Origin of the sequence: Streptomyces sp. NPDC020192 (assembly GCF_044388685.1) — a bacterium.
Taxonomy (GTDB): domain Bacteria; phylum Actinomycetota; class Actinomycetes; order Streptomycetales; family Streptomycetaceae; genus Streptomyces.
On record NZ_JBIRXG010000035.1, the window covers coordinates 38766 to 64293 of the forward strand.

Sequence of the window (25528 nt, forward strand, 5' to 3'; positions counted from 1 at the left end):
GTGGCGCCCAGCGCCGTTCCGGGACGCGGGGACGCGGGTCCGGGACGGCCCGGCGCCCGGCCCGGACGCCGTATGCCGGTGGCCGAACAGCGGTCCTCGGACAGGCGCCAGGACTGCCCTCGATCCTCCTGGGCAAGCATCCCCCGTGAACGTGTTCGACCAGGAGGGGCAGGGTCAGGCATCGTGCGGGCGGGGGTCATGAAGAGGCAGGCACGAGGGGGCGGTCCCATGGTCGTCGGGACAGCGACGGACACGACGGGGGAAGAGACCGGCACCACCACGGACCACGCGCACCGGCTCCGGCGCAGGCTGGGGCGGGCGGATCTCAGGGCGGTGCCCGAGGCCCGCCGGGAGCTGCGTGAACTGCTGCGGCACTGGGGCAGGCCGGGCCGTTCGGAGATCGCCGAACTGCTCACCAGCGAACTGGTCACCAACGCGCTCGTCCACACCGACGACGACGCGGTCCTCACGGCCGTCGTGGAGCCGGGCGGACTGCGCGTGGAGGTACGGGACTTCATGGCCCGCAGACCCGAGCTGAGAGCGCCGGACACGGGTGACGACACCCACGGGCGGGGCCTGGTGCTGGTGCAGTCCCTCGCGGACGCCTGGGGCGTACGGCCGCACGGCGTGGGCAAGTCGGTGTGGTTCGAGCTGGGTGCCGAGGCGGCGTGAGGGCGAGTCGGCATGCAGTGGGCCGTACCCCGCAGACGGTACGCAACGGGCCGGGGGCGTGACCCGCGCGGTCACGCCCCCGGCCCGTAACGAGCAGCGGATCCGGCTCTAGCCGAACTGCTGCTCCAGGTCCTTCAGCTTGCGCTCCAGGGAGTCCAGGCGCGGCAGCGCCATGGTGTCGTCCTCCGCGGTGAGGTCGACGGTCACCGGCTCAGCGGACGTGCTGCGGACCGGCTGCAGGGAGGGACGGGCGCGGACGGGCAGCTGCTCCGCGGTCGATATGGCAGGCTCCGCGGTCACCTCGGCGGGGCCGCGCTCCACCGCCTGCACCTCGACCTGCCGGCCGCTTCGGCCCACGAAGCCGCGGTGGCCCCGGCTGATGGCCTTCAGCTGGGCACGCTCGATGCGCTGCTGGTCGCGCCGGCGCTGCCGCGTCTCCTCCTTCTGCCGCTTGTCCTCGCGGACCTCCTCGACGGCCTCGTCCAGGCTGCGCACGCCCTCCAGGAGCATCAGCGACCAGGCCCGGTAGGTCTCGCGGGGAGCCCGCAGCCAGCGCACGATCCGGATCTGCGGCAGCGGACGCGGCACCAGGCCCTGCTCGCGCAGCGCGGCCCGGCGGGTCTGCTTCAGTGCCCGGTCGAACAGGACGGCCGCCGACAGCGACATGCCGGAGAAGAACTGCGGAGCACCCGCGTGCCCGACGCCCCGGGGCGCGTGCACCCAGTTGAACCAGGCCGCCGCCGCGGCGAACATCCACACGAGTATCCGGGAGCCGAGGGCCGCGTCACCGTGGCTGGCCTCGCGCACGGCGAGCACGGAGCAGAACATCGCCGCGCCGTCCAGGCCGAACGGCACCAGGTACTGCCAGCCGTCGGTCAGCCCCAGGTTCTGTTCGCCGAAGCCGACGAGGCCGTGGAAGGACAGGGCGGCCGCGACCGCCGCACAGCAGAACAGGAGCACGTAGGAGGCCGTGCCGTAGATGGCCTCCTTGCGCCGTCGGCGCTCCTCGCTGCGCTCCCACGAGTCGTCCGCGCTCGCGTTCTCCCCGGAGGAGCGCTTGCCGCGCGCGAGCACCGCCACCGCCGCCAGCATGCCCAGGAGCAGTACGGCGCCCGGAAGCAGCCAGTTCAGCGATATGTCGGTCAGTCTCATCAGGGGTCCCTTGCATTGGGATAGGGCGTAACGCCCGCCATAGTGGCCCACGCCCGACGGCCCTCAGGGGGTTTCGGGGCAAGAGGCCGCCAAGGAAGTGCAAGGGGATGCCCAGGACGGCGTTCTGCTCGAACTGCCGCATGAGGGGCGGGAGTTGAGTTCGAATAAGACTACCCGTACGGGTGGTTCCTCGGAAAGTTCCTGCGGCACGTGAGGAGGTTGTGAATTCCCTGCCCGGGAGCCGGTCCACGGCCGGACGGTCCGCCGGGGATGATCTTAGTGGACGCAGGGTACCCCAGTGGACCAGACATAGCGGACTTATGCAGGTAAGGTGCTTGACGGACAAGTAACAACCCGCTGTTGACGACCCACGTGCCGACAAGCCGCCAGGAGGAACCCGTGGACCCCGTGAAGCAGGTCACACAGGGCTCCGCGCGGGTTCCCGCCCAGACACGCGCCGCCGGGGTCCCGGACGCCGCCCGGGAGTGGGAGACCGTCCTGCCCGGCGCCCGGGGCGAGCACACGCACAGTGAGCGGCCGATTCCCGAGCCGCGGGTGGCGGTGCAGCGCTCCTCGGTGCGCGGGCAGATCCTGGACGCGCTGCGCACGGCGCTGGTCACCGGCGAGCTGCGGCCGGGCGAGGTGTACTCGGCGCCGGTGCTCGGCGAGCGCTTCGGGGTCTCGGCGACGCCCGTACGGGAGGCCATGCAGCAGCTCGCCCTGGAGGGTGCCGTCGAGGTCGTGCCCAACCGCGGCTTCCGGGTCGTCCAGCGGGGCGCGCGGGAGCTGGCCGAGCTGGCGGAGGTGCGCGCGCTCATCGAGGTGCCGGTGATGCTGCGGCTCGCCCGCACCGTGCCGGCCGAGCGGTGGGCCGAGCTGCGTCCCCTGGCGGAGGAGACGGTACGGGCGGCGGCCTCCGGCTGCCCGGCGACGTACGCGGAGTCCGACCGGGCCTTCCACGGCGCCCTGCTGTCCCTGTCGGGCAACGAGCAGCTCGTCCGCATCTCCTCCGACCTGCACCGGCGCTCACAGTGGCCGCCGGTGCGGAGGGGGCGGGGGTACCTGGTCGCCGACGCGGCGGAACACATGGCGCTGCTGGAGGCGTTGATCGCGGGGGAAGTGGATGTGGTGCGGCGGCTGGTGGGGGAGCATTTCGCCGGCGCGGGCTGAGCGGACCGGGCGAGCGCCGCAGGGGCTCGGCCCTGCCGTCACCCACCCCACCCCCTACGCCGTCGCCACCCCCGGAGCCGGTGGAGTCAACTGCCGGGCCAGCCACGTCGGTACGCCGCCCAGCAGCCGGAACAGCCGGCGCGCCTCCTCCCGCAACCGTGACGCCTCCGGCTCGGATTCCGCGTCGGCCAGGGAGGCGAGGGCGGGGGCCGTACCCACGAGGTAGCCCAACTCCTCCCTGATCCGCAGGGATTCGGCGAAGCCGTGGCGGGCTTCGGCCAACTCGCCGTCCTGCAGGGCGAGTCCGGCCAGATGGCGCCACGTGAAGGACAGCAGGAGCGGGTCGGCGTGGGCCGTCGCGCCCGCGTGGGCCCTGCGGTACGCCGCGCGGGCCGCCTGGGGGGAGCGGGTCAGGTTCTCCGCCAGCAGGCCCCGGCGGAAGTCCAGCAGGGCTCGGCCCGCCGCCCCCGGCGGGATCAGGGCCGCCGCCCGGCCCAGTGCCGCCCGCGCCTCGTCCGCCCGGTCCCTGACCCCGTGCAGCGTTGCCGCGTAGGCGAGTTGGCCGCGCTCACAGGCCGCCGCGCCCCGCTCCTCGTCGGTGTGCGCGAGCGCCTCCGCCGTACGCAGCGCGTCCTCGGCCTCCGCCCAGCCGCGCTCGGTGTACAGACACCGTTCGACCAGCAGCACAGCCCGCTGCAGGGTCGTGGCGGGGGTGTCGGGCGGCAGCAGGGCCGCCGCGTCCGCCCAGCAGGCCCGCGAGCGCAATCGCCACACCGCGGTCTGGAGCGGATCGTCACCGGCGGTCGTTCCGTTACCAGACATGGCGGAGTGCGCCACGTTGCCCTCCCCGAGCACGCCGTCGAGCTTTGAGTGGTGGCGGCATTCCAGCACCATTCGCCGGGCCGGGCCAAGGGGGTGGGTGAAAGATTTCACAAAGTAGTGGGGCGCGGGCGTGACCGGGTGTGGCCCCGCGCGCCCCCGCTGACCTCAGCTCATGCGCAGAGCCAGGAAGAAGTCCAGCTTGTCCTCGAGCCGCGAGAGGTCCCGTCCCGTCAACTGCTCGATGCGGCCCACCCGGTAGCGCAGTGTGTTGACGTGCAGGTGGAGCCGGGTGGCGCAGCGGGTCCAGGAGCCGTCGCAGTCCAGGAACGCCTCCAGGGTCGGGATCAGCTCCGCCCGGTGGCGGCGGTCGTAGTCCTTCAGCGGGTCCAGCAGGCGGGCCGTGAACGCGCGGCGGACGTCGTCCGGGACGAACGGCAGCAGCAGGACGTGGGAGGCCAGCTCCTGGTGGCCGGCCGCGCAGACCCGGCCGGGGCGGGCGGCCGCCACCCGGCGGGCGTGCCGCGCCTCCTCCAGGGCGCCGCGCAGCCCCTCCGCGGAGTGCACGGCGGCGCTGACGCCGAGGGTGAGCCGTCCGTCGCCGTCCAGGCCCGCCGACAGCGGCTCGCGCACCACCCTGAGCAGGGCGTCGGCGAGCAGCCCGGTCTCCGAGCCGTCGTGCTCGGAGGAGACGGCGGGCAGGGGGACCAGGGCGATCGCCTCGTCGCCGGTGTGCGCGACCGCGATCCGGTCCGAGGGTTCCGGTCCCGTGGCCTGCGGGTCGACAAGGACCTCCTCCAGCAGCGACTGGGCGACCGGGCCGCCCTCGACCTCCTCGCCGTCCCACTCCACGCGGGCCACCACGACCTGCCAGTGCGGGGCTGCGCCGAGGCCGGGCAGCAGTACCGGCGCGGCCACCCGGAGGCGGGCCGCGATCTCGGCGGGCGCGGCGCCCGTCTGGACCAGCTCCAGCACCTCCTGGGCCAGCCGGCGCCGTACCGTGCGCGCCGCGTCCCGGCGGTCCCGCTCGACGGCGATCAGCTGGGTGACGCCCTGGAGCAGGTCCATGCGCTCCTCGGCCCAGTCGCCCGCGTCCGCCTCGACGGCCAGCAGCCAGTCCGACAGGACCGTCTCGCGCACATCGCGGGAGGCCTGCGGGGAGCGGCCGGAGGAGCGGATCGGGAACAGCGAGTACGTCGCGGAGCCCAGCAGGACGCGGTGCGGGCCGCGCCGGCCGGTGCGGGTGGCGGCCAGGTGCTCGGCGGCCAGCTTCGCGCAGGTCTCGGCGGGCAGGTCGGGGCCCGCCACCTTGGAGCCGGCGATCATCCGGCCGGTGGGGGAGAGCACCCAGGCGCGCAGGTCCAGGTCGGTGCCGAGCAGGTCCAGGACCACGTCCGGGCCGCCGCCCGCCGGGCCCGAGGTCATCATCCGCCGGTGCCGGTCCACCACGGCGGCCAGGTCCCCGGCCCGCTCGCCGGAGACCTGCCGGACGACGTATTCGGTGATCGTCGCGAAGGCCACCGACTCGTGCACCGCGAACAGCGGCAGCCGGTGCCGGGCGCAGGCCAGCACCAGGTCCTCGGGCACATCGCCCAGCTCGGCCTCGCCCGCCGCGAGGGCCGCCACCCCGGCCTGCACCAGGATGCGCACGAACGGCTCGGAGTCGTCGGCGTCCCGGCGCCAGGCGAGGCCCGTCAGCACCAGCTCGCCGCCGGAGAGGTAGCGGCTCGGGTCGCGCAGGTCGGTCGTCATGACCCCGCGCACCGTACGGTCCAGCTCGTCCTCGCCGCCGAGCAGCCGCAGCCCCAGCGCATCGGTGTCCAGAAGTGCGCGCAGCCGCATTTCGTCGCCGCCGTTCTTTGTCTCGAAACCTACGATGGATCTTGGAGGGTGACGTGGGAAGGGCCCGGCACCGGGCCGTACAGGGCACTCTCCTGGGTCTCGTCGCTGGTTCCTGCGTTTCTCCAGGAAATCGGCGAGGTTACCGATGACCTCCGTTCATACGAATCTACAAGATGACCTCCGTGGCCAGCCAACTCCTTCATGGTTTCGGTGACTGACCCCGCCGGAGTACGGGGCGGTGTACTGAGTCCACTCCGCGTTAACAGGACATGAACGAGCCGGGCCCGCCGCACACGGATTGGCTCAATCTGAACGACCCACGAGACGAAGAAGAGAGCCGGTCATGGACTTCCTTCGCCCCGCCAGCTGGGAGGAGGCGCTCGCCGCGAAGGCCGAGCACCCCACCGCTGTGCCGATTGCGGGTGGCACCGATGTGATGGTCGAGATCAACTTCGACCACCGCCGGCCCGAGTACCTGTTGGACCTCAACCGCATCGGCGACCTCTACGAGTGGGAGGTCGGCGAGGAGAGCGTACGGCTGGGAGCCTCCGTCCCGTACACCAGCATCATGCAGAACCTCCGTACCGAGCTGCCGGGCCTCGCGCTCGCCTCGCACACGGTCGCCTCCCCGCAGATCCGCAACCGCGGCGGCGTCGGCGGCAACCTCGGCACGGCATCGCCCGCCGGTGACGCCCACCCCGCCCTCCTCGCCGCCGGCGCCGAGGTCGAGGTGGCCTCCGCGGCCCGCGGCACCCGCCTCATCCCGATCGACGCGTTCTACACCGGCGTCAAGCGCAACGCGCTCCAGCCCGACGAGCTGATCCGCGCCGTGCACGTGAAGAAGGCGGACGGCCCGCAGCAGTACTCGAAGGTCGGCACCCGCAACGCCATGGTCATCGCCGTGTGCGCCTTCGGTCTCGCGCTGCACCCCGAGACCCGTACGGTCCGCACCGGCATCGGCTCGGCGGCGCCCACGCCCGTGCGGGCCAAGGCCGCCGAGGAGTTCCTGAACGCGGCCCTCGAGGAGGGCGGCTTCTGGGACAACGGAAAGATCATCACCCCGTCGGTCGCCAAGCAGTTCGCGGACCTGTGCTCCGCCGCCTGCAACCCGATCGACGACGTCCGGGGCACCGCGAGCTACCGCCGCCACGCGGTCGGCGTGATGGCCCGCCGGACGCTCACCTGGACCTGGGAGTCGTACCGCGGCACCCGCCGCACCACCGAGGGAGCTGCGTGATGCGCGTCAACTTCACCGTCAACGGACGCCCGCAGGAGGCCGACGACGTCTGGGAGGGCGAGTCCCTGCTGTACGTCCTGCGCGAGCGCCTCGGCCTGCCGGGCTCCAAGAACGCCTGCGAGCAGGGCGAGTGCGGTTCCTGCACCGTGCGCCTGGACGGCGTGCCGGTGTGTTCCTGCCTGGTCGCGGCCGGCCAGGTCGAGGGCCGGGACGTCGTGACCGTCGAGGGCCTGGCGGACTTCGCGAAGCAGCGGTCCTGCGGCGAGACCGGTTCCTGTGGGACCTCCCTCCAGGACGCCCAGCAGTGGGCGGCCAAGGGCACCGACTCCCAGACCGGCGAGGGCACCGAACTCAGCCCCATCCAACAGGCGTTCATCGACGCCGGCGCCGTCCAGTGCGGCTTCTGCACCCCGGGCCTGCTCGTCGCCTCCGACGAACTCCTGGAGCGCAACCCGAACCCGTCCGACGCGGACATCCGCGAGGCGCTGTCGGGCAACCTGTGCCGCTGCACGGGCTACGAGAAGATCATGGACGCGGTCCGCCTGGCGGCCGCCCGTCAGTCCGAGGAGGTCTGACGATGCCTACCAACGGCGCTCCTACGAAGATCACGCAGGGCTCCCAGACCAAGGGCGGCATCGGCGAGTCCACGCTCCGCCCGGACGGCACCCTCAAGGTCACCGGTGAGTTCGCGTACTCGTCCGACATGTGGCACGAGGACATGCTGTGGGGCCAGATCCTGCGCTCCACCGTCGCCCACGCCGAGATCGTGTCCATCGACACGAGCGAGGCGCTGAAGACGCCGGGCGTGTACGCCGTCATGACGTACGACGACCTGCCCACCGAGGTGAAGAACTACGGCCTGGAGATCCAGGACACCCCGGTCCTCGCCCACGGCAAGGTCCGCCACCACGGCGAGCCGGTCGCGATCGTCGCCGCCGACCACCCGGAGACGGCCCGCCGCGCCGCCGCCAAGATCAAGGTCGACTACAAGGAACTGCCCGTCATCACCGACGAGGCCTCCGCGACCGCGCCGGACGCGATCCTCGTCCACGAGGGCCGCGACGACCACCACGCCGGCCACGTCCCGCACCCCAACATCGTGCACCGCCAGCCGATCGTCCGCGGCAACGCGGACGAGGCCGCCAAGCGGGCGGACGTCATCGTCAAGGGCGAGTACACCTTCGGCATGCAGGACCAGGCCTTCCTCGGCCCCGAGTCCGGCCTCGCCGTGCCCGAGGAGGACGGCGGCGTCCACCTCTACATCGCCACCCAGTGGCTCCACTCCGACCTGCGCCAGATCGCGCCCGTCCTCGGCCTGCCCGAGGACAAGGTGCGCATGACGCTGGCCGGCGTCGGCGGTGCGTTCGGCGGCCGCGAGGACCTGTCGATGCAGATCCACGCCTGCCTGCTGGCGCTGTGCACCGGCAAGCCCGTCAAGATCGTCTACAACCGGTTCGAGTCCTTCTTCGGGCACGTCCACCGGCACCCGGCGAAGCTCTACTACGAGCACGGCGCCACCAAGGACGGCAAGCTCACCCACCTGAAGTGCCGGATCGTCCTGGACGGCGGCGCCTACGCCTCCGCCTCCCCGGCGGTCGTCGGAAACGCCTCCTCGCTGTCGGTCGGGCCGTACGTCGTGGACGACGTCGACATCGAGGCCATCGCCCTCTACACCAACAACCCGCCCTGCGGCGCCATGCGCGGCTTCGGCGCGGTCCAGGCGTGCTTCGCCTATGAGGCGCAGATGGACAAGCTGGCGAAGAAGCTGGGCATGGACCCGGTGGAGTTCCGGCAGCTGAACGCGATGGAGCAGGGGACCGTCATGCCGACCGGGCAGCCGGTCGACTCCCCGGCCCCGGTCGCCGAACTCCTGCGCCGCATCAAGGCGATGCCGCTCCCGCCGGAGCGCCAGTGGGAGTCCAGCGAGGGCGCCGACGTACGGCAGCTGCCCGGCGGTCTGTCCAACACCACGCACGGCGAGGGCGTCGTACGCGGAATCGGCTACGCGGTCGGCATCAAGAACGTCGGCTTCTCCGAGGGCTTCGACGACTACTCCACCGCCAAGGTGCGCATGGAGGTCATCGGCGGCGAGCCGGTCGCCACCGTGCACACCGCGATGGCGGAGGTCGGCCAGGGCGGTGTCACCGTCCACGCGCAGATCGCCCGCACCGAACTCGGCGTCACCCAGGTGACCATCCACCCGGCCGACACCCAGGTGGGCAGTGCCGGTTCGACCTCGGCCTCCCGGCAGACGTACGTCACCGGTGGCGCCGTGAAGAACGCCTGCGAGCTGGTCCGCGAGCGGGTCCTGGAGATCGGCCGGCGCAAGTTCGGCTCCTACCACCCCGCCTGGGCCACCGCCGAACTCCTGCTGGAGGGCGGCAAGGTCGTCACCGACGGCGGCGAGGTCCTCGGCGACCTGGTCGACGTCCTGGAGGACGAGACCGTGGAGATCGAGGCGGAGTGGCGGCACCGGCCGACCGAGGCCTTCGACCTGGTCACCGGCCAGGGCAACGGCCACGTCCAGTACTCCTTCGCCGCGCACCGCGCCGTGGTCGAGGTCGACACCGAGCTGGGCCTGGTCAAGGTCATCGAGCTGGCCTGCGCCCAGGACGTCGGCAAGGCGCTCAACCCGCTCTCCGTCGTCGGCCAGATCCAGGGCGGTACGACCCAGGGCCTGGGCGTGGCGGTGATGGAGGAGATCATCGTCGACCCGAAGACCGCCAAGGTCAGGAACCCCTCCTTCACGGACTACCTGATCCCCACGATCCTCGACACGCCGACCATCCCGGTCGACGTGCTCGAACTCGCCGACGAGCACGCCCCCTACGGGCTGCGCGGCATCGGCGAGGCCCCGACCCTGTCGTCGACCCCGGCCGTCCTCGCGGCGATCCGGAACGCGACCGGGCTGGAGCTGAACCGGACGCCGGTGCGCCCGGAACACCTCACGGGCACCGCGTAACACCGAAGAGCTCTCCGGGCGGCGCAGGGAACGTCACACACTCCGCCGCGCCGCCCGGAGGAACCCCCTTTGAGTTCCGCTCCGCTCGCGGTCCTTGAAGTACCAGGAAATTCGTTCGTCTCGGGCCGTCCCCCGGGTCGTCCATTCCCAAATCCCGTACCTGTCAGGGCAGTTGTACGGGTGCCCCTGTGAACCTTGGGAGATGGCACCATGACCCAGCAGTCAGTGGAGCCCAGGACCTCAGCCGACGACGCGGGCGATGGCAGCCGCGTTCCGGCAGGGCGGTCCTGGCTCGACCGGTACTTCCACATATCCAGAAGAGGATCATCGGTCGCGCGTGAGGTGCGCGGCGGCATCACCACCTTCATGGCGATGGCCTACATCCTCCTGCTCAACCCGCTCATCCTGTCCGGCAAGGACATCCACGGTGACACGCTCGGCCAGAAGGGGCTGATCACCGCGACGGCGCTCGCCGCCGCGTTCACCACGCTGCTGATGGGCTTCGCCGGCAAGGTGCCCCTCGCGCTCGCCGCCGGCCTGTCCGTCTCGGGCGTGCTGTCCTCGCAGGTCGCCCCCAACATGACCTGGCCGCAGGCCATGGGCATGTGCGTGATGTACGGCGCGGTCATCATGCTGCTGGTCGTCACCGGCCTGCGCGAGATGATCATGAACGCGATCCCGCTCGCGCTCAAGCACGGCATCACCATGGGCATCGGCCTGTTCATCGCGCTCATCGGCCTCTACAAGTCCGGCTTCGTGCACAAGGGCGAGGCCACCCCGCTCAGCCTCGGCCCGGCGGGCCAGCTCACCGGCTGGCCGGTGCTGCTCTTCGCCGGCACCCTGTTGCTGATCTTCATGCTCCAGGCCCGGAACATCCCCGGCGCCATCCTGATCGGCATCGTCTCGGGCACGATCGTCGCCGCGATCCTCAACGGCCTCGGCGTGATCGACCCCAAGCAGTGGGCCAACGGTGCCCCCGAACTGCACGGCAGCGCCGTGTCGATGCCCGACTTCTCGCTCCTCGGGCACGTGGAGTTCGGCGGCTGGGGCAAGGTCGGCGCGATGACGATCGCCATGATCGTCTTCACCCTCGTCCTCGCCGGCTTCTTCGATGCGATGGCCACCATCATCGGCGTCGGCACCGAGGCCGACCTGGCCGACGACAAGGGCCGGATGCCCGGTCTGTCCAAGGCGCTGTTCATCGACGGCATGGGCGGTGCGATCGGCGGTGTCGCGGGCGGCTCCGGCCAGACCGTGTTCATCGAGTCCGCGACCGGCGTCGGCGAGGGCGCTCGTACGGGCCTGGCGTCCGTAGTGACCGGCCTGTTCTTCGCGGCCTGCCTGTTCTTCACCCCGGTCACCGCGATCGTCCCGCAGGAGGTGGCCTCCGCCGCCCTGGTCGTCATCGGCGCCATGATGCTGATGAACGCCCGGCACGTGGACTGGGCCGACCGCGCCACCGCGATCCCGGTCTTCCTGACCGTCGTCCTGATGCCGTTCACGTACACCATCACCACCGGTGTCGCCGCGGGCGTCATCTCCTACGTCGCCATCAAGACCGCCCAGGGCAAGGCCCGTGAGATCGGCGCCTTCATGTGGGGCCTCACGGTCGTCTTCCTCGTCTACTTCGCCCTCCATCCCATCGAGGCCTGGCTCGGCGTGCACTAGCCCGGTCAACGCCCCTGGAAAACAACCCCGTGAGGAGACCGACAGATGCTGGACATCGCCGAGGAGCTGAACCGGTGGGTCGAGCAGGGCCGTGACTTCGCCGTCGCCACCGTGGTGGCCGTCGGCGGCAGCGCCCCGCGCCAGCCCGGCGCCGCCCTCGCGGTGGACGCCGACGGCACGGCGATCGGCTCGGTCTCCGGCGGGTGCGTGGAGGGCGCCGTGTACGAGCTGTGCCAACAGGCGCTCGAGGACGGGGAAACCGTTCTGGAACGCTTCGGCTACAGCGACGAGGACGCCTTCGCCGTCGGCCTGACCTGTGGCGGCGTCATCGACATCCTCGTCACACCGGTCCGGGCGGACGGTCCCGCCCGGCCGGTGTTCGCGGCCGCGCTGGCCGCCGCCGCCCGTGGGGAGGCGGCGGCGGTCGCGCGGATCACGGACGGCCCGGCCGAGCTGCGGGGCCGGGCCCTCCTGGTCCGCCCCGACGGCTCCTACGACGGCGGTTACGGAGCCCACCCCGAACTGGACCGCACGGTCGCCGCCGAGGCCGGCGCCTTCCTCGACGCGGGCCGCACCGGCACCCTCGAGATCGGCGAACAGGGCTCGCGCTGCGGCGCCCCGCTCACGGTCCTGGTCGAGTCCTCCGTCCCCGCCCCCCGAATGATCGTCTTCGGCGCGATCGACTTCGCCTCGGCGCTGGTCCGCGTCGGCACGTTCCTCGGCTACCGCGTCACCGTGTGCGACGCCCGCCCGGTGTTCGCCACGAAGGCCCGCTTCCCGGAGGCGGACGAGATCGTCGTGGAGTGGCCGCACAAGTACCTCGAGCGCACGGAGACCGACGGCCGCACGGTCCTCTGTGTCCTCACCCACGACGCCAAGTTCGACGTCCCCCTGCTCCAGCTGGCGTTGCGCCTCCCGGTGGCGTACGTCGGCGCGATGGGCTCGCGCCGCACCCACCTCGACCGCAACCAGCGGCTGCGCGACGTCGGCGTCACCGAACTCGAACTGGCCCGGCTGCGCTCCCCGATCGGCCTCGACCTCGGCGCCCGTACGCCGGAGGAGACGGCCCTGTCGATCGGCGCGGAGATCGTCGCGAACCGGCGCGGCGGCAGCGGGGTCGCCCTGACCGGCGCGCACACGCCGATCCACCACGACGTGGCCTCCCGGCCGGACGGGCTGATCGGGTCGGTGGCCTGAGCAGGCGCCGCGGGCGGCCGGGAAAACGGTTTGCGGGGTGGTGCCGTCCGCGGATTCCATGAACGCATGGTGTCCACCGACCGGCTGGCTGCCTTCGCGGCGCTGTCCCTCCTTCTCATCGTGGTGCCCGGCCCCAGCGTGCTCTTCGTGGTCGGCCGCGCCCTCGCGCACGGCCGCCGGGCCGCGCTGACCACCGTCGCCGGCAACACGCTCGGCGCGTACGTGCTCGTCATCGCCGTCGCGCTCGGCATCGGCTCGATCGTGGAGCGCTCGGTCCTCGTCTTCACGGCCCTGAAGCTCGCGGGCGCGGCCTACCTGGTCTGTCTGGGCATACGGGCCTGGCGGCAACGCGGCTCACTGCGGGACGCGTTCGCGGATCCGGACCGCAGCCCCGGGCACGGCGCCCTGCGTACCTTCTGGGAAGGCTTCGCGGTCGGTGTGGCCAACCCCAAGACCATGGTGTTCTTCGCCGCCGTACTGCCCCAGTTCGGATCCCGGTCAGGGTCATGTCACCGGGCAGATGCTGTTGCTCGGGCTCGTCTTCAATGCCATCGCGCTCGCCTCGGACAGTGTGTGGGGGCTGGTCGCGTCCGGTGCGCGGGAGTGGTTCGCGCGGTCGCCGCGGCGGCTTTCCGCCGTGGGTGGGGTCGGGGGGCTGACGATGATCGGGCTGGGGGTGACGGTGGCGGTGACGGGGCGCAGGGACTGAGCGCCCCGACGGCACAACGTGGCCATCACGCCCGTCGAAGCAGCCGATTGACCGCTCGTCCGAACATCACGCGTGCCGTGCGTTCCAGTACACCGTCGAAAGCGCGGGGCAGGAAACGTACGCGCAACTCCTCCCGCCACACGACGCGGCTACGACCTCCGGGCCCCGGCCCCACCTCGATCTCCGCCCAGCCCAGGACCACCCGGCCCCGCTTCTGAAGGCGGCACAGCCCGGCCTCGCCGTCGGCGGGCGGGAGCCAGACCGTCACCTCCATGACGTCGTCGAAGGCCAGCGGGCCGATGCCGGAGCGGGCCACGAAGCGGGTGCCCGTCCCGGTCGGCGGGGGCGTGAGGACTCTGATCCGGGTCAGCGGGACCGCGTCGGCGTGGCGGGGCCAGTCGGTGAGCCGGCGCCACGCCTCGTCGAGCGGGAGCGGGGCCGTGCGGGTGAAGGAGAAGGTCGGCACGGCATGATCGTAGGGGTCCCGTGGCGGGTGTCAGGGACGGTACACCTTGCCCGGCTCCGCCTTGCCGGGCGCCAGCAGTTGAGGCACCGTCACGAAGACGTATCCGCGTGCCTTCAGCGCGTCGATGATGCCGGGTACGGCGGGCACGGTGCCGGGGTAGAGGTCGTGCAGCAGGATGATGCCGTCCCGGGACGACTGATCGAGGACGCGCTTCTTGATGAGCGCCGAGTCGTCGGTCGTGTAGTCCTTGGCGGTCACACTCCACAGCACCTCCGCCAGGCCCTCCTCCTTGGCGATCTTGTGCACGTCGGAGTCCGTACGGCCCTGCGGCGGGCGCATCAGCGTGGGCCTGCGCCCGGTGAGCCGCTCGATCGCGTCGTCGGGGCGCTTGAGTTCCTCGCGTATCTGCCCGTCCGAGATCCGCGTGAGGATCTTGTGGTCCCAGGTGTGGCTCGCCACCTCGTGACCCTCGGCCGCCATCCGCTTGACCAGCTCCGGGTACTTCTCGATGTGGTTCTTGCCGAGCAGGAAGAAGGTGGCCGGGACCTTCCTCTCCTTCAGGATGTCCAGCAGTCGCGCCGAGTTCTCGCTGGGCCCCGCGTCGAAGGTGAGCGCGATGCACTTGGCCTCACGACAGTCGACGGTCCCGAACTTCGCAGGTGCCCCCTTCGCCGCGTCGGCCCGTACGGTGCTCGGCGCGGTCGTGTCGACCTGGGCGCAGCCGGACAGCGTGAACGCGAGGCACGCGGCGGCCGAGGCGAGCGCGGCCGGACGCAACCTTCGGGCGGTCTCGCGCATCTTTCCGGGCACACGCTTCGTCGTCGGGATCTTGTCGGTCCAAGCCATACCTGGACTATACACTCAGTGTATAGATCTGGCGTGCGAATGCCTCTGGGGCACCCGACCGGGAGCACCATGGAAGGAGGGGCTCCGCGGAGGAGGACCAGCCATGCGCTTCCAGGACCGTGCCGAAGCCGGACGGGAACTGGCCGGACTGCTCGTCGAGCTGTGCGAACGGGAAGGTCTCACCGATCCCCTCGTGCTCGCGCTGCCACGCGGCGGCATCGCCGTCGCCGAGCCGGTCGCCCGGGCCCTCGACGCCCCGCTCGACGTGCTCGTCGTCCGCAAGATCGGCGCCCCGCACCACCAGGAGTTCGCCGTCGGCGCGCTCGCCGCGGACGATCCGCCCCTCTTCCACACCGACACCCTGGCCATGCTCGGTCTGACCGAGGAGTCCCTCGCCCCGGCGGTCGAACGCGAGCGGGCCGAGCTGCGCCGGCGCGAGGAGCGGTACCGCGGCGACCGCCCGCCCCCGGACCCGGCCGGCCGCACCGTGATCGTCGTCGACGACGGGCTGGCCACCGGGGCCACCGCCTGCGCGGCCCTGCGCCACGTCCGCCGCCGCCGTCCCGCGCACCTCGTGCTCGCCGTACCCGTCGGCGCCCCCGACTCCCTCGAGTCGCTCGCCGACGAGGCCGACACGGTCGTCTGCCCGCACCGCCCGGCCGGCTTCGCCGCGGTGGGTCAGTGGTACGCGGACTTCGAGCAACTCACCGACGAGCAGGTGATCGCCGCGCTGCACGCCCAGCACTGAGGCCCACGCGGGCGGCGGCACCGTCTGCTGGTGTGCCGGGCACCGAGCCTGCCCGCCTGCCGGTGTGCCGGCTTCGTGCCTGCCTCGGCCGGTGTGCCGGGCGTCCGTGCCGGCCGTCGCCGGGTGTGCCGGGCACCGGATCCTGTCCCTGCTGGTGTGCCGCACCGACCCTGCCTCCCCGCCGGTGTGCCGGGCACCCGAGCCCACCCCGCCGCCGTGTCGACACCCGAGCCCGTCCCGTCGGTGTGCCGGACCGGCCCTGCCTCCGCCGGTGTGCCGGGCACCCGATCCCGTCCCCGCCGTCATGCCGGCGCAGCAGGCGTCTCTCGTTCGCCCCGGTCCCCGTGTCTCGGCAACGCCCCCGTGCACACCAGTAGTACCGGGCCGGTACGCGGAGTAACTTGGAGGCCATGACGCGCACGGGGGAGCGAGCCGTCACAACGCGGTTACGGATGCCGTCCTGGATCGCCCGCATCGAGGCGCCGGACGGGCGGGTTCTCGGTGCCGGGGTGCTGCTCGCCCCGGACCGGGTGCTCACCGCCGCCCATGTCGTTCGGCCCGGGCGCCGTTACGTCGTCCGCCTTGTCGGAGTCCCCGGCCTCGGCGCCGTACCCGCCGCGGTCCACGAGGACGAGTACGTGCCACGGAGCGAGTCATCCGGCGACCGCAGCGGTGACCTCGCCCTGCTGCGCCTCGCCGCCCCCCTGCCCGTCGGCCACGCCACCCGGCTCTACCGGCTCGCCACGCCGCACGGAGAGGTGAGCATGTACGGCTTCCCGGACGGCGACGACGGCGGACGCTGGCACGGCGCGACCCTGATCGCCGCCCGCGGCCGGGACAGCCAGGTGCAGCTGCGCCCGGCCAGTCCGGGCGAGCTGGCCGCACCCGGCTTCAGCGGCGGGGGAGTCGTCGACCACGCCACCGACCGGGTCATCGGGATCGTCCTCAGCGTGGACGAGGGGCCGGGATCGGCCTTCAGCTACATGAGCCCCACCGAGACCATCATCAGCCATCTGCCACAGGTCGCCGCCTGGGCCGACGGCGCCGAGGCCGTCGACCCCCGGCTGCGCACCGACGCCCAGCACACGTCCGGCGCGCTCGATGTGCCGTTCGCCACCGAACTCGCCTCCTGGCTACGGGGCGAGGGCTGGCCGGTCCTCGTCACCGTCGTCCCCGAGCGCAGCGACCGCGCCTGGACCCTGAACCGGGCCGTCACCCTCGCCGACCGGGAGCTGCGCACCGAACGGAACACCGGCGTCTTCAGCCACGACCCGCCGGAGACGGTGCCCCCGGCCGGCTCGCACGATCTCGCCCTGGACGTGGGCGGGCTCACGGCCGCCGAGGTCATGGACCGCGTCGCCGCCCGCCTGGGCATCGGCGACGACCCCCGGCCCGAACGGCTCGGCGCGCTGCGCGTGCCCCTCGCCGCCGTACTGGTCGGCGTCGACCAGGCCGCCGAACCGGGCGCCCTGCTCGGCCTGTTGGACCGGCTCGCCCGGCAGGGCGCCCGGCTGCTGCTGGTCTTCCGCCGCCAGGGGCAACGTGCCGACCAAGCCGCCGAGTTGCTCGTGGGCCGCCCCCTGCACGACCGCTGGGCCCGGCTGCACGCCGAACTGGACCGGATCGTGGAGGAGTTGGGCCCGGCCCTGGACCGCCTCCGGGACCGCGTCCTGCCCGGCCCCGCCGCCCGGCAGCTGGTCGAACAGGCCGAGGGTGGGGTACGGCGCACCCGGATGCTGCGCGCCTGGGTCGCCCACACCCCGGAACGCGAACGTGAACCCGCCCACGCGAGCCTCCTGTTCACCTTCGAACAGGCCGCCGACCGCCGCCGGCAACGCCTGGAACAGGCCATCGGCATCCTCGACGCCCGCCTCCACCGCCGCGAGGAACTCCTCGGCCGGGTCAGCGCGGAGTGGCCCCTGTGCAGGCAACGGGCGGCGGAGGCGTCGGGCGCAGCCGGGGAACCGTTGCCGTACGGCGCGCAGGAAGCGCCTGGGGAACCGCTTCCGGGGACCGGCGGGCCGGGCGCGCCGGGCCGGCCACCGTCGCCCGGTGCGCCCGGCGCGGACACCACGGCTCGGGGCCGTACCGGACCACCCTCGTCCGGAGACCCGGTCATGGAGGCGTACCGGCTCTACGAACACGCGCTGTCCCTCCTCCGGCACACCCCGTGCGACATCGAGCGCGCCGAGACGGCCGTCGACCGCTTCGTCACCTTCTGCTCGGACCCGGCATCCTCCGGAAACCCGACCGGGACAGGAGGGAGCGGGGCTACGACGCCGACCGGCTCCCGCCCTGCTTCCGCGGACGCGGGTACGGCGCCGGGCCGCCGGGACGCCGGAAACCGGAGCCGCCCCGCCCCCGCCGACCCGCGCAGGGCACCCGCGCATCCGGATCCCGGGAACCCGGATGCGGCGCCCGGCAACGAGCCTGCGGCACACAGCAGTTCGCGCGCTCCCGAGAACCTGGCGGCGTCACCCCGAACCCCCCGCCCCGGAGAGGAGGGCGCGTCGTGACCTCGTGTATTCGGCCCGGGTGTGCGGGGCGCATCATGGGAACCGGTTACTGCGACACCTGTGGGCACCGGCACGTCGAGGCGCGGGTCGCGCCGTCCGTGCGGGTGCCGCGTACGCCGGCGCGTGCCGAGGTGTCCGCCCCGGTCGCGCCGGCCGGTGGTGAGGAGGGTTCCGGGCCGCCGGCCGTGCACGTCGTCGCCGGGGTCGGGGAACTCGATCAGCACGGGCTCGTCGTACTTCCCGAGGTGCCCGTACCCGACGACGTGCTCGTGGCCGATCCGCGGCCGCCGACCGGGGGCCGGCGCTGCGGGGCGAACGGCTGCACCATGACCGTCGGGATCGGTTACGGCGGACAGCTCGCCCGTGCCACCGGCCGGTGTCCGCGCTGCGGTACGCCGTACTCGTTCCTGCCGCAGCTGGACAAGGACGACGTGGTCGCCGGTCACTACCGCGTCCTCGGCTGTCTCGCCCGCGGCGGCCTCGGCTGGATCCATCTGGCCGAGGACACCCGCGCGGACGGCCACCGGGTCGTCCTCAAGGGCCAGATCAACGTCCACGACGCACTCGCCCGCCGCAACGCCGTCGAGGAACGCCGTTCCCTGACCGACCTGCACCACCCCGACATCGTCCGCATCATCACCTACGCCGACCACCGCCCCCCGGACCGCACACCCACCGGCTACCTCGTCATGGACTACATCGGCGGCCGCTCCCTGCAACAGCTCTTCGACGCCGACGACGCCGAGCGGATCTTCCACGGCCGCCCCCGCCTCGACCACGTCCTCACCTACGGCTGCAAGATCCTCGGCGCGCTGCAGTACATGCACGAACGCGGCCTGCTCTACTGCGACATGAAGCCCGCCAACGTCATCCACTTCGGCCGGGCCGTCAAGGTCATCGACCTCGGTGCGGTCCGCGCGATCGGCGACCGCACCTCCGCCTACGTCTACACGGCCACGTTCGCCCCGCCGAAGGAGGAGATCGACCGGCGCGGCTGGCACGTCGACAGCGACCTCTACACCGTCGGCATGACCCTCCAGGCCCTGGCCCGCGGCACCGAACCGGCCCGCGGTCTCGCCCCCGACTCCTTCCGCCGGATCGTCGACCGCGCCACCCACGCCGAGCCCGCCGCCCGGTTCCGCACGGCGGCCGAGATGTCCCGCCAACTATGGGAAGTACTACGGGAGTTCCGATCGCTGCAGTTCGGCGAGCAACTGCCGGAGAGCTCCACCCGGTTCCGCGCCACCGGCGCCAGCCTCGACGCCGGTCTCGGCGCGATCCCGGCCCTGGACCACTGGACCACCCGCCCCGGCGAACGGCCCGGGGAGCTGGACGTCTCCCCGCCCCCCGCCGCCGAGGTCGCCGGCGCCCTCCCGGAACCCGTCCCCGACCCCGACGACGGCGCCGCCCTGCTGCTGGACACCTTCCCGCCCGACGCCCCCGACCGGGTCGCCCTGCAGTGGCCCCGCGAATCCCGCCTCGGCACCCCCGAGACCGCGCTGTGGCTGTGCCGCGCCTACCTCAGACGCGGCGAGCAGCGGCAGGCCGAGAACTGGCTCGCCGAGGCCGAGACCCAGCTCGGCGAACGCGCGGCCGCGTACGACTGGCGCATCGCCTGGCACCGTGGCGTGCTCCATCTCAGCAAGGGCGAAGTCCCCCGGGCCGGCGCCCATTTCGACACCGTCCACCGGGCCCTGCCCGGCGAGTACGTCCCCAAGCTCGCCCTCGGGTACTGCGCGGAACACGCGGCGGCCGGACCCGTGGCCCCGGCGGGGGCCGACCCCGACGCCGCGCACACCCGCCGGCAGCGCATCGCCCGCGCCATGCGGTTCTACGAGGCCGTGTGGAAGCGGGACTTCGCGCACACCGCCGCCGCCTTCGGGCTGGCCCGGGGCCATCTGGCCCGCGGCGACCGGGACGCCGCCGTCCGCGTCCTCGACGACGTCCCCGCCACCTCCCGCCATCACGACGCCGCCCGCATCGCGGCCGTCCGCGTCCGCACCGGCCTGCTGCACGGCCGCCCGCCCGCACCGGCCGACCTCGGGGACGCGGCCCGGCGGCTGCCCGAACTGCGCCTGGACGGCGGCGCCGCCGACGGCGAGTCCCGGGCCCGGCTGACCGCCGAGGTCCGCGAGAACGCCCTGCACGGCCGGCCAGGGCCGGGCTGGGGGCCGGAGTTCCCGGCCGGGGACCTGCTCGGCCCCGGCGACGAGGACAGCCTGCGGGGCCTGCTGGAGCACTCCTTCCGGCAACTGGCCGCACAGGCCCGCACCGCCGCCGAACACGGCCGCCTGCTCGACCTGGCCCACGCGGTCCGCCCGATGACCACCTTCTGACCACCTTCTGACCACCTGCCGACCATCTCCGGCGACCCTCCGACGACCACCCGCGACGACCTGGGAGACGAGGACGATGACCGTGGCCCGGCAGATCGAGGTGACGCTCGCGGTCGGCCAGCAGAAGGAACTGCCCGCCGCCCCGCCCACGACCGCGGGAGGCGCCGGCCGGGAGATGCACGCCATCCTGGAGATCGGTGTCCACAGCCACGGCGGCCCGCCACTCGCCGCCACCGCCGGCCGGGGCGCGGGGCCCGCGCTCGCCGAGGTGCTGATCGTCGACACCTCCCGCTCCATGCTCCACCCCGCGGCCAAACTGCACGCCGCGAAGGACGCCACCGTCGCCGCGGTCCGGCTGCTGCCCGACGGCACCGCCTTCGCCGTGCTCTCCGGGCGGTTCGACGCCACCGTGGTCCACCCCGGCCCCGGCCGCGCGCCGATGGCCGTCGCCGGACCCGCCGAACGGGACGCCGCCGAACGGGCCGTACGGATCCTGGACGCGGACGGCGGCACCGCCATCGGCACCTGGCTCGACCTCGCCCGGCGGCTGCTGAAGCAGCAGTCCGCCCCGGTCAAGCACGTCCTGCTGCTCACCGACGGCCGCAACGAGCACGACCACCGGGCCGCCATGGCCCTGCAGACCGCGCTGGACGCCTGCGAGGGCCGGTTCGTCTGCGACGCCTGGGGCATCGGGGACGACTGGGACGCCGAGCTGCTGCTGCGCATCACCCGGCGGCTGCACGGCCGCGCCGGGGCGGTCCGTGACGCGTCCGAACTGACCGCCACCTACGAGGAGTTGATGGAGGGCCTGCTCGGCACGGCGGTGCCCGAGCTGCGCATCCGACTCACCCCCACGCCCGGCACGGTGATCCGCCGCGTCACCCAGGTGGTGCCCGGCGAGCAGGAACTGACCGCCGTCCCGTCCGGCTCCGGCGGGCGCGGTACCGAGTACGTCACCCGCGCCTGGGGCGACGAGGTACGGCACTTCCAGGCGGTCCTGAGCGCCGACCCGACCGGCCGCGAGACCGGCGAGGACCTGCAACTGGCCGCCGTCGAGGTCGTCGTACCCGACTTCGGGCGCCCGGTACGGCTGCCCCCGCCGCGGCCGGTCCTGGTGCGCTGGACCGACAACCCGCTCGACGCCTCCCGGCAGCATCCCGGGGTGCGCCGGCACGAGCTGTACCAGCAGGCGAGTGCCGCCGTCGCCGAGGCCTACCGGGCCTGGCTGCGCGATGCCGACGGCCGGGCGGCGGCGGACCGCGCGCTGACCCGGGCGCTGGCCCTGGCCGGGGAGCTGGGCGACGCCCAACTGCTCGGCGCGCTCAGACGCATCGAGGACCGGGGGGACGGATCGGGCACCGGCCGGGTCCGCCCCGGTCTGAAGGACGTCGACTGGCAGCACCTGATCCTCTCCAGCGCCATGACGACCCCGCCCGAGCCCCCCGCCGCCGGCCCGCCGCCCGCGACCCCGCCCGGCGCCGGCCCGGCGGCGGAGGGCGGCCCCGACCCCGGCGGCCTGATCGAGTGCCCGGACTGCGGCTGGCTCGGCCCGGCCGACTCCCTCTACTGCGGAGGCGACTGCGGCCGCCCCCTGAGGGGGACCCCCACATGAGCCCCGACAACCCGCCCCTCGGCACCCCGACCCCCGCTGCCCCGGCGCCCGCCACCCCGGCCGACCACCCCCGGCGCCCCCTCGACCGCATCGTCCCCCTGATCCACCTCCTCCCCAGCCGCCGCCCGCCCACCGGAACCGGCACCAGCACCACCGCCCGCGACCTCTCCGTACGCCACCGTCTGCTGCTGGCCCTGTCGGCGCTGCTGACGCTGTCGCTGTTCCTGTCGTACGAAGGGGTGCACGGCGACGCGAACCCGCTGCGCACCTCCAGCGCGCCGGCCGTGCTGTCCATCGACACCGCGCTGTACGCGCTCGACCAGGCACAGCACGACGCCGGGTCGGCGGCGCCGACCAGTGACTTCCAGAAGCAGATCTCGGTGGCCGCGCAGAGCCTCGCGGCCGCCGCCGGGGACGACGTCGGCGGGCCGGCGGGACGGCAGGCGCTGCAGACGGTCGCCGGGCTGATCACCGTGTACGCCGTGAAGGTCCAGCAGGCCCAACTCCAGCCCGCGGACAGCGTGTTGCGCGAGGCCTACCTCAGCTACGCCACCAGCGTGCTGACGGACAAGGGTTCCGGGATCACCGCCCGGCTCACCGCCCTGCGGGCACAGCAGCGGGCGGCGGTGCGGAGCCAGAGCGCGTTCGGGCCACTGCTGTGGTGCGGCTGGACCGTGACCCTGCTGCTGGCCGTCGCCCTCGCCGCGGCCCTGCTGGAGACCCAGCTCTTCCTGCGCCACCGCTTCCGCCGCCGGTACAACCGCGGGCTGCTCGCGGCGGCCGCCCTGCTCGTGGCCTGGGTCGTCACGGCGCTGCTGTTCACCGTGTGGACGCACCGGGGCATGGCGCACACCCGCACGGTGCTCGACCAGCGGCTGACCGGGCCGCTCATCACCGACGCGGGGCGGCGGACCGCCGCGTACCTGGCCCACACCGGCTTCCGCGCGTCGGCCGCGGTGTGGATCCTGATCGGAGGCATCCTGCTCATGGCCCTCGCCGAGACCGGACTGCGGCGGCACATCGACGACTACCGGTTCAGGCCCCGGTGAGCGCCCCGCCCACCGGCCCCGCGCCGGCCGCCGCCCCGCGCCGCCGCCGCCCCCTCGCCGTGCTGGCCGGCTGCCTGATCCTGCTCGCCGCGGCCCTCGTCGCCGGCGTACGCGCCCTCGGCCAGGAGCCGACCGTCACCCTGCTGGCCAACTGGACCGGCGACGACGAGCGCACCTTCCGCCAGACGGTCCTCGCCCCGTTCGAGCGCGAGCACCACATCCACGTCGACTACCAGGGCAGCTCCGCCGAGAGCCAGGTGCTCGGCGCCGACGTGGAGGCCGGGACCCCGCCCGACGTGGTGGTGCTGACCGGGCCCGGCGAACTCGCGGCCTACGCCCGGCAGGGGCAGCTGAAGCAGCTCGACGGCCTGCTGCCCCGGGCCGGTTTCGGCGCGTCCTGGACCACGCCGCTGGACGGGCACGTGTACTGGTTCCCGTTGAAGGCCGACCTGAAGAGCCTCGTCTGGTACCCGGCCGGCACCGACGAACAGCAACTCGCCGCGGCCGCGCGCCGGCCCGGCCAGTGGTGCGTCGGCATGGGCTCCGGCGCGACCAGCGGCTGGCCCGGCACCGACTGGATCGAGGACATCCTGCTCCAGCAGTCCGGCCCGGACGTTTACCAGCGGTGGGCGCGCGGCGAACTGCCCTGGCAGTCCACGCAGGTGAAGGACGCCTGGACGACCTGGGGCCGCATGGTCGGCGCGGGCGGGGACCCCGCCCTGGTGCGCCGGGCGCTGAAGACGCCGTACCAGGACGCGTCCGAGCCGGTCACCCGCACCCCACGCGGCTGCATGCTGGAGCACCAGGCGTCGTTCATCCGCAACCAGCCCTCCTGGAAAAAGGCCGACGGCCGTTACGTGCCCTCCGCCCGGCTGGTCCCGGGTGCGAAGGCCGACGACGCCTGGGAGGTCTCCGGCGACCTGGTCGCCCTGCTGCACGACACCTCACCGGCACAGACCCTGATCCGGTACCTCGCCTCGGCCGACGCCCAACGGGCCTGGGCCGCCAAGGAGTTCAGCTTCTCGGTCAACGCGGCTGCCCAGCCCGCCCCCTCCGCCTGGGGTGCCGCCTGGCACCGCACCCTCGCCGCGACCCTCCTCGACGACCACGCGGTGCACTGCTTCGACGCCTCCGACGCGATGCCGCCCTCGGTGCGCGACGCCTTCGCCGAGGCGACGATCGAGTACCTCGCCCACCGCGACCACCTCGACGCCCTGCTGAAGAACCTCGACGCCCTGCGCCGGACCCCCGACCTGACCTGGCTCCAGTCGGTGTGCGACCGTACGTCGTGAGCCGCCCGACCACGAGGACGTCCAATAGGACAACTGCTGTCCTCATTCCGGGCTAGCGTGCGCGTATGACGAAGAGCGGCGCCCCCGTCCTCAGCATCCGCGCGCTGAACCGCGCGACCCTGGCCCGGCAGCTCCTGCTGCGCCGCTCGGCGCTGTCCGCCCGGGACGCCGTGCACCATCTGCTCGGCCTCCAGGCGCAGAACACCGAGCCCCCGTACTACGCGCTCGCCGCCCGCCTCGACGGATACGCGCCCGAGGAGCTGTCCGGGCTCATGGCCGGGCGTGCGGTCGCCCGCATCGTCACCCTGCGTTCGACGATCCACACCCACACCGCCGAGGACTGCCTGACCCTGCGGCCGTTCGTGCAGCCCGCCCGGGACCGGGAGCTGCGGCTCTTCCGCGCGGGGCTCGCGGGGGTCGACCTCGGCCGGCTGGCCGCGCTCGCCCGGGACCTGGTCGAGGCGGAACCGCGGACCATGGCCCAGTTGCGCGCGGCGCTCGGCGCCGAGTGGCCGGACGCCGACCCGCGTTCCCTCGCCGTCGCCGCCCGCGGCACGCTGCCCCTGGTCCAGGTCACCCCGCGCGGGCTGTGGGGCCGCGGCGGACAGGTCGCCCTCACCACCGCCGAGCACTGGCTGGGCCGCCCCGCCGGGCCCGCCGTCGGCCCGGACGCCGTCGTACGGCGCTATCTGGCCGCCTTCGGTCCGGCCTCGGTGCGGGACATGCAGACCTGGGCCGGACTCACCCGGCTGCGGGACACCTTCGAGCGGCTGCGCCCGGACCTGGTCACCTTCCGGGACCCGGACGGAGTCGAGCTGTTCGACCTGCCCGACGCCCCCCGCCCCGGCCCGGACACCCCGGCCCCGCCCCGCTTCCTGCCCGAGTACGACAACCTGCTGCTCTCCCACGCCGACCGCACCCGCGTCGTACCGCCGCGGTACCGGGGCCGTAACGGACAGGGCAACCAGGCCTTCCGCACCCTCCTGGTCGACGGCTTCCTGGCCGGGCTGTGGAAGCTCGACGGCGACACCCTGGTCATCGAGCCTTTCGGGGACCTGACGAAGGCCGAGCGGGAGGACGTGCTGGGCGAAGGCACGCGGATGCTGGCGGTGATGCGTCCCGGGACGTCGTACGACATCCGGTTCGGCACCGTCGTCGTACGGCGCTGAGCAGCCCCCCGGACGGCTCAGCCGCCGTACGACGCGTGGAGAGGGGGCGTTGCGGGCCGCTCGTGG

The 25528-nt window shown here is 73.3% G+C and carries 19 protein-coding genes and 1 pseudogene; 15 read left to right on the forward strand and 5 right to left on the reverse strand.

Going from position 1 to position 25528, the window contains the following annotated elements; translation table 11 throughout:
- The first annotated feature begins 228 nt into the window (after positions 1-228).
- Positions 229-672: an ATP-binding protein gene (locus ACH47Z_RS40260; RefSeq protein WP_399083319.1), complete on the forward strand. Its 444-nt coding sequence runs from the start codon at positions 229-231 to the stop codon at positions 670-672.
- Positions 673-780: 108 nt separating this feature from the next.
- Here the strand turns inward: ACH47Z_RS40260 and ACH47Z_RS40265 are convergent, their stop codons facing one another.
- Positions 781-1824: a DUF2637 domain-containing protein gene (locus ACH47Z_RS40265; RefSeq protein ID WP_399083322.1), complete on the reverse strand. Its 1044-nt coding sequence runs from the start codon at positions 1822-1824 to the stop codon at positions 781-783.
- A gap of 408 nt (positions 1825-2232) precedes the next feature.
- Here ACH47Z_RS40265 and ACH47Z_RS40270 point away from each other — a divergent pair, with 408 nt between their 5' ends.
- Positions 2233-2994, forward strand: a complete 762-nt coding sequence (locus tag ACH47Z_RS40270; RefSeq protein ID WP_399083371.1) for a GntR family transcriptional regulator — start codon at positions 2233-2235, stop codon at positions 2992-2994.
- A gap of 54 nt (positions 2995-3048) precedes the next feature.
- Here ACH47Z_RS40270 and ACH47Z_RS40275 read toward each other — a convergent pair whose 3' ends face one another.
- Positions 3049-3816 carry a hypothetical protein gene (locus tag ACH47Z_RS40275; RefSeq protein WP_399083325.1) on the reverse strand — a complete coding sequence of 256 codons (768 nt, stop codon included), beginning with the start codon at positions 3814-3816 and terminating at the stop codon, positions 3049-3051.
- Positions 3817-3981: 165 nt separating this feature from the next.
- Complete coding sequence (locus ACH47Z_RS40280) at positions 3982-5655, reverse strand: PucR family transcriptional regulator (RefSeq protein WP_399083328.1); 1674 nt, start codon at positions 5653-5655, stop codon at positions 3982-3984.
- Positions 5656-5998: 343 nt separating this feature from the next.
- Between ACH47Z_RS40280 and ACH47Z_RS40285 the strand changes: the two genes are divergently transcribed.
- The 6 genes and pseudogenes from ACH47Z_RS40285 to ACH47Z_RS40310 all read left to right on the forward strand — a co-directional run bounded on the left by ACH47Z_RS40285 (position 5999) and on the right by ACH47Z_RS40310 (position 13428).
- Positions 5999-6892, forward strand: a complete 894-nt coding sequence (locus ACH47Z_RS40285; protein ID WP_399083331.1) for an FAD binding domain-containing protein — start codon at positions 5999-6001, stop codon at positions 6890-6892.
- A complete protein-coding gene (locus ACH47Z_RS40290) occupies positions 6892-7467 on the forward strand; it encodes a (2Fe-2S)-binding protein (RefSeq protein ID WP_399083334.1) in 576 nt (191 codons plus the stop codon). Before ACH47Z_RS40285 ends, ACH47Z_RS40290 begins: the two co-directional genes overlap by 1 nt.
- A gap of 2 nt (positions 7468-7469) precedes the next feature.
- Positions 7470-9854, forward strand: a complete 2385-nt coding sequence (locus tag ACH47Z_RS40295; protein ID WP_399083337.1) for a xanthine dehydrogenase family protein molybdopterin-binding subunit — start codon at positions 7470-7472, stop codon at positions 9852-9854.
- A 210-nt stretch (positions 9855-10064) separates the two neighbouring features.
- Positions 10065-11522 carry an NCS2 family permease gene (locus ACH47Z_RS40300; RefSeq protein WP_399083340.1) on the forward strand — a complete coding sequence of 486 codons (1458 nt, stop codon included), beginning with the start codon at positions 10065-10067 and terminating at the stop codon, positions 11520-11522.
- Positions 11523-11567: 45 nt separating this feature from the next.
- On the forward strand, positions 11568-12719 hold the full coding sequence (locus tag ACH47Z_RS40305; protein WP_399083343.1) for an XdhC family protein: 1152 nt from the start codon (positions 11568-11570) through the stop codon (positions 12717-12719).
- 66 nt (positions 12720-12785) lie between these two features.
- Positions 12786-13428 (forward strand): annotated as a pseudogene (locus ACH47Z_RS40310) (LysE family translocator).
- Positions 13429-13453: 25 nt separating this feature from the next.
- Here the strand turns inward: ACH47Z_RS40310 and ACH47Z_RS40315 are convergent.
- Together ACH47Z_RS40315 and ACH47Z_RS40320 are read right to left on the reverse strand one after the other, a co-directional pair.
- On the reverse strand, positions 13454-13894 hold the full coding sequence (locus ACH47Z_RS40315; RefSeq protein ID WP_399083346.1) for an SRPBCC family protein: 441 nt from the start codon (positions 13892-13894) through the stop codon (positions 13454-13456).
- Between the two features lie 30 nt (positions 13895-13924).
- Entirely contained in the window at positions 13925-14692 is a 768-nt protein-coding gene (locus ACH47Z_RS40320; RefSeq protein WP_399083374.1) for a polysaccharide deacetylase family protein, read from the reverse strand.
- A 151-nt stretch (positions 14693-14843) separates the two neighbouring features.
- On the opposite strand from ACH47Z_RS40320, the gene ACH47Z_RS40325 reads away from it, so the two are divergent.
- The 7 genes from ACH47Z_RS40325 (at position 14844) to ACH47Z_RS40355 (ending at position 25462) form a co-directional block, all read left to right on the forward strand.
- A complete protein-coding gene (locus ACH47Z_RS40325; RefSeq protein WP_399083349.1) occupies positions 14844-15488 on the forward strand; it encodes a phosphoribosyltransferase in 645 nt (214 codons plus the stop codon).
- 410 nt (positions 15489-15898) lie between these two features.
- Positions 15899-18004 (forward strand): trypsin-like peptidase domain-containing protein, encoded by a 2106-nt coding sequence (locus ACH47Z_RS40330; protein ID WP_399083351.1) that lies wholly within the window; start codon positions 15899-15901, stop codon positions 18002-18004.
- Between the two features lie 35 nt (positions 18005-18039).
- Entirely contained in the window at positions 18040-20340 is a 2301-nt protein-coding gene (locus ACH47Z_RS40335) for a tetratricopeptide repeat protein (RefSeq protein ID WP_399083354.1), read from the forward strand.
- 76 nt (positions 20341-20416) lie between these two features.
- Entirely contained in the window at positions 20417-21952 is a 1536-nt protein-coding gene (locus ACH47Z_RS40340; protein WP_399083357.1) for a VWA domain-containing protein, read from the forward strand.
- Positions 21949-23001, forward strand: a complete 1053-nt coding sequence (locus tag ACH47Z_RS40345) for a hypothetical protein (protein WP_399083360.1) — start codon at positions 21949-21951, stop codon at positions 22999-23001. The genes ACH47Z_RS40340 and ACH47Z_RS40345 overlap by 4 nt, the downstream gene beginning before the upstream one ends.
- A complete protein-coding gene (locus tag ACH47Z_RS40350; RefSeq protein WP_399083363.1) occupies positions 22998-24293 on the forward strand; it encodes an extracellular solute-binding protein in 1296 nt (431 codons plus the stop codon). The genes ACH47Z_RS40345 and ACH47Z_RS40350 overlap by 4 nt, the downstream gene beginning before the upstream one ends.
- 65 nt (positions 24294-24358) lie before the next feature.
- Positions 24359-25462 carry a winged helix DNA-binding domain-containing protein gene (locus tag ACH47Z_RS40355; RefSeq protein ID WP_399083366.1) on the forward strand — a complete coding sequence of 368 codons (1104 nt, stop codon included), beginning with the start codon at positions 24359-24361 and terminating at the stop codon, positions 25460-25462.
- The last annotated feature ends 66 nt before the right edge of the window (positions 25463-25528 follow it).